General features: G+C 63.9%; 8 protein-coding genes. 4 read left to right on the plus strand and 4 right to left on the minus strand.

Annotated features, from left to right (window positions below; genetic code table 11):
• Positions 1 to 52: 52 nt before the first annotated feature.
• Both AC5Y42_RS09765 and AC5Y42_RS09770 read right to left on the minus strand, forming a co-directional pair.
• On the minus strand, positions 53 to 649 hold the full coding sequence (locus AC5Y42_RS09765) for an Rv1363c family protein (RefSeq protein ID WP_499897719.1): 597 nt from the start codon (positions 647 to 649) through the stop codon (positions 53 to 55).
• Positions 646 to 1,404 (minus strand): Rv1363c family protein, encoded by a 759-nt coding sequence (locus AC5Y42_RS09770; RefSeq protein ID WP_499897721.1) that lies wholly within the window; start codon positions 1,402 to 1,404, stop codon positions 646 to 648. The genes AC5Y42_RS09765 and AC5Y42_RS09770 overlap by 4 nt, the downstream gene beginning before the upstream one ends.
• Before the next feature lie 144 nt (positions 1,405 to 1,548).
• Between AC5Y42_RS09770 and AC5Y42_RS09775 the strand changes: the two genes are divergently transcribed.
• Positions 1,549 to 2,700 carry an acyl-CoA dehydrogenase family protein gene (locus AC5Y42_RS09775; protein ID WP_499897722.1) on the plus strand — a complete coding sequence of 384 codons (1,152 nt, stop codon included), beginning with the start codon at positions 1,549 to 1,551 and terminating at the stop codon, positions 2,698 to 2,700.
• Complete coding sequence (locus AC5Y42_RS09780; RefSeq protein WP_499898104.1) at positions 2,700 to 3,953, plus strand: acyl-CoA dehydrogenase family protein; 1,254 nt, start codon at positions 2,700 to 2,702, stop codon at positions 3,951 to 3,953. Before AC5Y42_RS09775 ends, AC5Y42_RS09780 begins: the two co-directional genes overlap by 1 nt.
• 8 nt (positions 3,954 to 3,961) lie before the next feature.
• Here AC5Y42_RS09780 and AC5Y42_RS09785 read toward each other — a convergent pair whose 3' ends face one another.
• Entirely contained in the window at positions 3,962 to 5,155 is a 1,194-nt protein-coding gene (locus AC5Y42_RS09785) for an amidohydrolase family protein (RefSeq protein WP_499897724.1), read from the minus strand.
• Positions 5,156 to 5,255: 100 nt separating this feature from the next.
• Positions 5,256 to 6,263 (minus strand): hotdog fold thioesterase, encoded by a 1,008-nt coding sequence (locus tag AC5Y42_RS09790; protein ID WP_499897725.1) that lies wholly within the window; start codon positions 6,261 to 6,263, stop codon positions 5,256 to 5,258.
• Between the two features lie 334 nt (positions 6,264 to 6,597).
• Here AC5Y42_RS09790 and AC5Y42_RS09795 point away from each other — a divergent pair, with 334 nt between their 5' ends.
• Entirely contained in the window at positions 6,598 to 8,136 is a 1,539-nt protein-coding gene (locus AC5Y42_RS09795) for an MFS transporter (protein WP_499898105.1), read from the plus strand.
• A gap of 354 nt (positions 8,137 to 8,490) precedes the next feature.
• A complete protein-coding gene (locus tag AC5Y42_RS09800) occupies positions 8,491 to 8,706 on the plus strand; it encodes an MbtH family protein (protein WP_499898106.1) in 216 nt (71 codons plus the stop codon).
• The last annotated feature ends 94 nt before the right edge of the window (positions 8,707 to 8,800 follow it).

An 8,800-nucleotide genomic window follows, 5' to 3' on the forward strand; every position in this document is an offset into this window, starting at 1 on the left:
AACGAAGCCCAACGGCGAAGCTCGCCCATCCGAGAGCCGACGAGTCGGCCGGCTATACCGGCTCGAATTTCGTGATCAGCCACGTGCCGTCGGCTTTGGTCAACGACACCAGCACGCTGCTGGCCCACATCGCCGGATCGGGCCGGTCTTTGCTCACGGTGGTCAGGTCGATGAAGACCAGCACGGCCGCCGAGTCCGGGTGCAGTTCGGACACCGCGGCGCCCATGACCTGAGCGGTCGTCGTCACATCCTTTCCCTTGACCGCCGGCACGACGACTTCGCGGACTCGCGCCTCGTAGTCGTTCAGGAAATCCCCGCTGAGGTGGGATTTGGCCGCCGTGAGGTCTTGGTCGAGGGTTTTGGACTTGTAGGACAATAACGCAACCATGCCTTCCCCCGCGGCGGTGGCCGCCGCTGTGGCCGAAGCGTCGCCCGTCTGCGTGTCTGGGCGGTATTGGCTGAAATACAGCCAAGCCGCAAGCCCGCTGGAGACCAACAGAAGCAGCACCAGGATGGCGGAAGTGAGTTTGATGTGCACCGCCGCATTCCGCCGGGTAGCCGGCTTGCGTTGCGGTGATGCGAGGGGTGGCGCTACAGCCTTATCGTCGGACTCAGCGTCGACGCGTTCGGTTGTGTCGTCCGCGTTCACAGTACGAACTCAACTTTCGATAGCTTGATCTGATCGCCGTCCCGTGCGACCGACACCCGCAACCGGAACGTGCGCGGCTCGTCTTGGGCACCAGCGGAATTGGTGACGCGTTCAGTGGCGGACATCAGCACGACGGCAGAATCCGTGTCCGCTGACTCGACCGCCGTGGCCACTACCCCTCCTTCGGTAACGACCTTGGACTTCTCAACCACCGACGTGAAATCGGCGGCCCGCTGCTGAAAGTCGTCCAAGAATTCGCCGGTGGAACTATCGATCACCCGCTGGACGTCATGCTTGGCGCTTTTGTAGTCCAGCGACAGCATGTTGACGATGCCTTGTTTGGCCGCGGCGACGAACGCTGCGGATCGCTGCTGTTGCGCCACTACGCCGCGGTGATGCCAGATCAGATACCCGCTGGCGCTAAGCAGAGCGCAAATGGCGACGATCGCCGCAGCGGTGAGCGCCATACCTATCGCCGGTATCCGTCGGCGTCGCAGGACCGGGTCGCTCGACGCGGACGGCTCGGTCGACTCGGGGGATGCGGCGGTGGTGGTCGTTATCTCACTAGCGGTGCTCTCCGCGTCATCGCCGTGTTCGGCCGCTTCCGCTGCCTCGCGGCGCAATCGGATCGCCCGCGCACGGGCCCGTGCTGCCGCAGCCAGCGCTTCGGCTTCAGCGGCTTCGGCTTCGGCTTCCTCGGCCAGCGCAAGGGCATCCGCGTCCGCCTTAGCATCTTTCGGGCGCTCGTCAGCCATGCTGGCCCCAGCTTGTCAAGCTCATTATCGACTGAACTCCGGAATCTCTTACTGTATGGGTCATTGCTACCATCGGATGATCAGGACGCGCCAACCTTCATCCGCAGCGTTCGCAGGAAAGGCCCAGGAGGCTTGGCCAACATCATGACTGCCGTCGACTCTCCCGAAAAGATACTCTTTGCCTCCACCACCCAAGCATTTCTGCAAAAAGAGGTCCCGCTCAGCCGGGTGCGCAAGCTACACGCGGCGGGCATCTCCTTCGATCGGGCATGGTGGCGGCGCGCCGCCGAACTGGGTTGGACGGGCCTGCTGGTTCCCGAGGAATTCGGCGGAGGAACCGTTTCCGACAGCGGCGTTGCGGACCTGGCTATGGTCGCCGAGCAACTCGGAAAGACCGTGGCGCCAGGGCCGTTGTATCCGGTCAGCACCGTGCTCGTCGGACTGGCGGGCTGCGGCGAGCCCGAAACCCATGCTGACGCGATCGAATCGCTGATTTCCGGAGAGACGGTGGCATCCTGGGCCGTCTGCGAACCGGGTCAGGGCTGGACGCCGCACCACCCGTCAGTTACCGCCACGTCGACCGATTCCGGCTTCCGCATTGACGGTGTCAAAGACCGCGTCGAGGCGGGCGCCCAAAGTGACCTGCTGTTGGTGGTGGCGCGCTGCGACGACGGCGTGCGCCAATTCCTGGTGCCGGCGAATGCGGCGGGAGTGCGGATCGAACCGCAACAATCGATCGATCTGGTCAAGCAGTACGCCCGTGTGCATTTCGACGGTGTGGACATCCAACACGACACAGCTGTCGGTAGCGCCGCCGAGACCACCGCGCTGATCGACCGGCAGAGTCAGATTGCCCAAGTGCTGCAGTGCGCCGAAGTGGTCGGCATCCTGCAAACGGTGTTCGACTTCACCGTGCAATGGGCGTTGGATCGCCATACATTTGGGCGACCGCTGGCGTCCTATCAAGCGCTCAAACACCGTTTCGCCGATATGAAAATGTGGTTGGAGGCATGCCGGGCGACGACGGGTGCAGCGGTCTCCGCCATCGCCGCCGGCTCGCCGGAGGCCGGGTTGTCGGCCAGCATCGCCAAGTCCTACGTCGGGGAGATGGCCAGCGAGATCGTGCAGGGCTGCGTCCAGATGCACGGCGGCATCGGCGTCACCTGGGAACACGACCTGCACCTGTACCTGCGGCGAGTTGCGCTGTACCGCTCCATGTTCGGCACTCCGGAGGAACATAACCTGCGGGTGTACGCATGGCAGGAAGCCGGAAAACAAGCACCGCGGTCGGCTTGATGACGCAGGCCGGGGCGACAGCTGCCGTCGAGTCGGTCGAGCAGTTCCGCGCCCGGGCCCGGGCCTGGTTGGCCGACAGCATGCCGCGCATCGATCCGGCGGCGCCGCCGGCCGCCCACCGGGACGCCGAAGACTGCTGGCAACGGGCCCGTGAACTGCAAAAGTTGTTGTACGAGGGCGGGTTCGCCGGCATCTGCTTTCCACCGGAGTACGGCGGACTGGGACTGGATTACGAGTATCAGAAGGCGTTCGACGCGGAGAGCCTCGCCTACGAGATGCCGCTGATCCTCAACACACCGACGTTCACGATCTGCTGTGCGACGCTGCTCGACACCGGCAGCGAGGAACAGAAACGACAGCACATAGCTGCGGCGTTGCGCGGCGACGAAGTGCTGGTGCAACTGCTGTCTGAGCCGAGCGGCGGATCGGATCTGGCCGGCGTGCTCACCCGGGCCGACCGCGACGGCGACCGTTGGGTGATCAACGGTGCAAAGACGTGGAGTACCAGTGCATTTGCCGCCGACTACGGGTTGTGCCTGGCTCGCACCAACTGGGCGGTCCCCAAGCATGATGGGCTGACCATGTTCTTGGTGCCGATCGCCCATCCTGGAATCACGTTGCGGCGCATCACCCAACTCAACGGCTCGACGGAATTCTGCGAGGAGTTCCTCGACAACGTCGATGTCGGTCCCGACGCAGTCGTCGGCGAGGTGGACAACGGCTGGGCGGTCGCGTCGCGTCAGCTTTACCATGAGCGTCGCGCGGTGGGCCAAAGCTCCGAATTCGCCAGTGGCACAGGCAGTGAAGGGGGCCGGTCGACGCCGGTGGACTATGTGGCGCTGGTCGACAACACCGGCCAGACCGACAATGAACGGGTGCGCGAGATGGCCGGACGGGCGTTGGTGCACCGCGCGGTCAGCGATCAGCTATCCGGCCACGTGTACCGCAGCGTGCGGGATGGCACCCTGCCACCGGCCGGCGGCACGCTCATCCGGCTCTTCCACGCCGAGACCGTGACGTTGGACATGGATACCGCGTTGGCGATCGGGGCCTCGGCCGGCGTGGTCGGGAAGCACGGCGAGGGACTGGAGACCGGGTTGCGGTATCTGGCCCGCCAGACCGTGTGCATGGGCGGCGGAACCACTGAGATGGCCCGCAACGTCATCGGCGAGCGGGTGTTGGACTTCCCCCGCGAGTACGCTGCCGACCGCGGCGTGCCGTTCAACCAAGTGCGGCACGGCAAATCCCAGTAGCGCAGAGCTTAGGCGCTGACTGGTTTGGCGACCTTCATCAGCTTCATCAGGTTGCCGCCCATGATCTTTGCGACGTCCTCTTCATCGAAGTCAGTGAGCTCGTCGACGAAGGAGATGGGATCCTTCAGGCCCTCGGGATGCGGCCAGTCGGATCCGAACAGCACCCGGTCGGTGCCCACCATGTTGACGATCTCGGTGAACCGGTCCTCCCAGAACGGGGTGATGTAGACGCAGCGCTTGAACGCCTCGATGGGGTCCTCGATGAACGCGTTCGGCATCTTCTTGTAGACGCCCTTGAGACCCTTGAACAGGTCCGGTACCCAATCGGCGCCGTTTTCGATCGACAGGATCCGCAGTTCCGGGTTGCGCGACAGCGCACCGTGACACACCAGTGCACCCATGGCGTCCAGGATCGGTCGATGGCCCATCGCGAAGCTGCGGAAGGCGGTTGGCTTGAACGGCAGGAACTCGTCGCCGGGCTCCCACACGTTGGCGAATTCGGAGTAACCACTGTCCGAAGCGTGCATCGAGACCGGTAACTCGGCTTTGATGCAGGCCTGCCAGAACGGGTCGAACTCCTCGAGGCCGAACGACCGGCTACCTTTGTAGCCGGGCACGGGTGCCGGGCGGACCAGGACGGTGCGAGCGCCCCGCTCCAGACACCACTCGAGTTCTTCGAGCGCGCGCTCGACGATCGGCAGGGTGATTACCGGAGTGGCGAAGATGCGGTCCTTGTAGTTGAACGACCACTGTTCGTACATCCACTCGTTGAGCGCGTGGATGACGTCGTGGGTCATCTCTGGGTCGTCCTTTATGCGTTCCTCGACCAGGCTGGCCAGAGTCGGGAACATCAAGGCGTAGTCGATGCCGAGTTCGTCCATGACCTCCAGCCGCGCGCCCGGTTCACGAAACGCGGGAATGGCCTTCATCGGCTCGCCCAGAATCTCTCGGTAGCTCTTGCCTTGGGCGCCGTGACGGAAGTAGTCCTCCTGAGCACCCGGCCGGGCCACCACCTCGAAGGTCGGGTTGGGGATGTACTCACTGATATGGCCGCGGACCACGATTTTGGTGCGACCGCGGACCTGCACATAGTCGATGACACGCTTGCGGTTCTCCGGCAGGAACTTGGTCAGCGCCTCCTGCGGCTCGTACATGTGGTTGTCGGCGTCGAATACCGGGAAGGACAGTTCGCGAGACGGCATGGCGACTCCTGATTGTGGTTGTTCCGGAGCAAGCGGTAATGACGTTACCACCCCGATGGGCGGATGCGGAATACTCCCCGGCACTCAGCGCCGGCCGGATTCAGTGTCGTTCCGGGGCGTTGACGATGGCGAAATTCACCGTCGCGGTCGCGGCGAGTTCGTCGTCGTCGCTGCGGTATACGTCCACTTGGGTGACGACGGCGCGCCGGCCGGCCCGCAGGACCCGGGCGACCGCCCGCGCGGAACCGGCGGTAATCGGGCGCAGATAACGGATGAACAGATCAGCGGTGGTCAAGCCTGCTCCCGCCGGCAAATAATGCAGTCCAAGTTGTCCGCCGGCCACGTCGGCGAGCGTGGCAAGCAGTCCGCCTTGAACCGCGCCCGACGTGTTGACCACCTGAGGGCTGACCGGCAACTCCATCGTGTACTCGTCGTCGCGGTCGCTTTCGCGTAGACCGATCTGAGCGAACAATTCGCCCAGCGTCGGTGCGGTCGCCTCACGCTCGTCGTCGGCACCGAGCGCATGGATGCAGAAGTCGTACAACTGTCCCGAGTCGATCGGCGCGCCGGTCAATTCGGTGCCCAGCCAATGCAATCGCTGCGCACCCAATACGGTCTGCATGATGATCGCTGCGGCGGACCCGACGTCGAGCCTGGGACCGAACACGCCTTCGGTGACGCCGCGCTGCACGATGTCGCGAATCAGTTGATGCAAAGGCGAGAGCACCCGGGCGTAGTCGCGCGGCCGGGTTTCGGCGAGGTGCTGGTTGTAGAGGCTCAACGCCCGGTTGAGGCTGTCTTGGGTGCTGGATTCGGGTTGTGCGCTGATCCGGTCGATCACCAACTTCATCGCCGCGGTGCTGTCCAGCCCGGCGGTCTCCGCGCGCCAACCCCGCGCCGTCTGCGCCATGGTTTTGTCGAACAGGGCGAGCAGCAACTCGTCCTTGCTGGAAAAGTGCTGATAGAAGGCCCGCAGCGACGTCTTGGAACGGGCGACCACTTCTTGCACCGTGAAATCGGTGCGGCCGGTCTCGCCGAGGATTTCCACCGCCGTCTTGATGAAGCGTTCACCGCGCGTGACGTCGGCTTCGCCGTCCAGGATGGGCATGGGCGCATCTCCTCTTCCGCCGCGCCTGATCGCACTTCGAGAATGAGATTACCGCAGGTAGTGGCCCGACCGCCCGCATAGCTGATGAGTTAGCCGCGGTGGCGGGCCCTTGGTGAGCAGGTCAGCGGGTATGGCCAGGTCTTCGGTCATCCGTCTGTTGCCGAGAAATGCTGTGCCACAACGGGGTTCGCTGGCCTCATCGGGAATCGGCAAGTATGGTCTGCCGCAAAGTGGCGGCGATCCGTTTGGATTTCGCACGCGGTACGAGGAGGTTCCAGTACGGTGGCCAGCTATGGGGGCTCGTGATGATGCGCAACAGGCGCTACCTCAGTCGATGACGGAATCCGCTGAACAAGCGACGCCAACGACTGTCGAATCCACCACGGCGGTCCAGACCAGTGACGATTCGCCGGCTTGGCGGCCGTCTCGTTGGTTCCTCGCCGCGATTGTCGCAATCGGCGGCATGCAGCTGATGGTGGGCATGGATAACACCATCGCGGTGATCGCGCTTCCTAAGATCCAGGACGACCTGGGCCTCTCGGATGCCGGGCGGAGTTGGGTGATCACCGCCGCCTTGCTGACTTATGGCGGCCTGATGCTGCTGGGCGGCCGCCTCGGCGACACCATCGGGCGTAAGCGCGCCTTCGTCATCGGGGTGGTGGTGTTCACCACGGCCCTGGGCCTGTGCGGCATTGCTTGGAACGAGGGCGTTCTCGTCGTGGGTCGGCTGCTGCAGGGGGTGGGAGGCGCGATCGTCGCACCGACCAGCTTGGCGCTGGTGGCGACCACGTTCCCAAAAGGGCCCGCGCGCAACACCGCGGTAGCGGTGCTAGGCGCAATGGCAGGTATCGGGTCAGTGTTCGGCCTGGTTGTGGGCGGAATGCTCACCGAGGTGTCGTGGCGGCTCGTGTTTTTGGTCAACGTGCCGATCGGGGTGCTGGTGCTCTGTCTGGCCCAGGCCGCGCTGCGAGAAACCCAGAAGGAGCGGATGAAGCTCGACGCCGCCGGCGCCGTGCTGGCCACCTTGATCGGCACAGCGGCGGTTTTCGGCTTCTCGATCGGGCCGGAGAAGGGCTGGATTTCGGCGCCGACCATCGGGTTGGCAGTGGTGGCTTTGGCCGCTTCCGTGGCGTTCGTGGTGGTGGAGCGCAGGGCCGAGAACCCGATCGTGCCGTTCGATTTATTCTTCGACCGCAACCGGCTGGCCACGTTGGCGGCCATGTTTCTTGCTGGCGGGCTGATGTTCACCTTGGTCCTGCTGGTCGCCGTATACGTGCAGGACATGATGGGCTACAGCCCGCTGCGGGCCGGCATCAGCTTCATCCCGTTCACCATCGCGATGGCCCTCGGGGTGGGCGTATCGTCACGCCTGGTGATGTGGTTCTCGCCGCGGGCGGTGGTGATCGCCGGCAGTGTCCTGGTGCTGGTTGCGATGCTGTACGGCTCGACGTTCAATCACGACATGCCGTACTTCCCGAACCTGGTTGTCCCAATCGTCGTCGGTGGCATCGGCATCGGGGCGATCGGCGTCCCGCTGACATTGTCGTTGATCGCCAGCGTCGGCTCAGATCGTATCGGGCCCGCGTCAGCGATCGCTGTGATCCTGCAGACCCTCGGCGGACCGGTGATATTGGCCGTCGTCCAGGTTGCAGTCACATCGCGCACACTGCAGCTGGGCGGCATCGTCGGACCGGTGAAAGCCATGAATCCCGCGCAGCTGCATGCGCTGGACCGCGGCTACACCTACGGTCTGCTGTGGCTGGCCGGGTTGGTCATCGTGGTCGCCGGGGTGGCGCTGCTCATCGGCTACACCGCGCAGCAGGTGGCGCGCGCGCAGGAAGTCAAGAGGGCCGTCGACGCCGGGGAACTGTAAACAACCTTGGACCGAGCCGGGGCCCCATCGCCATATCGCCGCATGTAAGCCGTAATCCAGCAACCGTCAGCAATTATCGCGCGCATCTGTTGCCGACCCATCGACTTGTGATCGCCCGCTGTCCTGATTTTGACTTTTACGACACGACGCCGCAGGTCGGCGCTGTCAGTTTTGACGCCAAAGCTCGGCCACGCGTATCGCGTCGTGGGCAGGCGCACTCGTTAAGAAACCATCCTTCAGCTACTTCAGATGCCGACCGCTTTGGGGGCCTCACTTTCTCGAAACCTCGGACGGCCGCTGTTGGACTCCCGTAAAGTTTGCGGCGGTATGTCAATAGACACCCTGGGGGAACTGGTGAGTATCAATCCGTTTGATGACGACAATGGCAGCTTTTTCGTCTTGGTCAACGACGAGGAGCAACACAGCCTGTGGCCGACCTTCGCCGACGTTCCAGCTGGCTGGCAGGTGGTTTACGGCGAAGCGGACCGCGCGGCATGTTTGGACTACATCGAACAGAACTGGGCCGATATACGACCGAAGAGTTTGCGCGACAGGCTGGCAACGAGCTGACAGCTCTTAAGATTTCAATTGTGGGCTGGGGAGTCTTTGGGGACGATGAATGGAGCTTGATGTCCGGTCACTTCTGCTGACGCACGGACAGGCA

This window comes from Mycobacterium sp. NGS48 (assembly GCF_059812585.1).